General features: G+C 75.9%; 2 pseudogenes. Both read left to right on the forward strand.

Annotation, left to right across the window (positions count from 1 at the left end):
• Positions 1-261: pseudogene (locus KUM32_RS40435) on the forward strand (sugar phosphate isomerase/epimerase); the annotation flags it as partial.
• Positions 258-607: pseudogene (locus KUM32_RS40440) on the forward strand (hypothetical protein); the annotation flags it as partial. The pseudogenes KUM32_RS40435 and KUM32_RS40440, both read left to right, overlap by 4 nt.

The raw sequence follows: 607 nt of genomic DNA on the forward strand, positions 1-607 counted from the left end.
CACGTGCACATCAAGGACGCCGTCGGCACCCCGGAGGACGCCAGCTACCTGCTGCCGGGCGACGGGCGCTGCCGCGTCGAGGACTCGCTGCGCTACCTCCTCGACCAGGGCTACACCGGCGTGTGGTCCATCGAGCCGCACATCAACGTCCGCCCGCACGAGTCGCTGGCCACCGAGGGCAAGGACGGCGTGGACGCGTTCGTGGAGTACGGCCGGGCCCTGGAGCGGATGGTCGCACGGCTCGCGGGGGAGCGCGCGTGACCGACGCCCCGGCGCGGGACCCGCTCACCGAACGCCCCACCGCACCCGCCACCGAACGCCCCGGCGAGGCCGCCGGCGGCGTCACCCTGTCGGTGGCCGAGCGCGAACTGCTGCTGCGCCTGATCGGGCTGCCCACCGCCGGCCCGCTGGAGGTGGGCCAGGACGGGCCGCGCCCCGAGCTGTGGGCGGCCCAGCGCGCGTACGCCGAGGCCGCGGCCGAACTCGGCTTCACCGTCGTGCACCACGCCGCCGCCGACCCGGCCGTGCTCGAACTCGACGGCGTGCCCGTCACCGTGCGCGAGGCCGCGGCGGCCATGCCCGACTTCCTGGAGTGCCAGCCCAGCAT

The sequence above is a fragment of the Streptomyces sp. AC627_RSS907 genome (assembly GCF_019049165.1).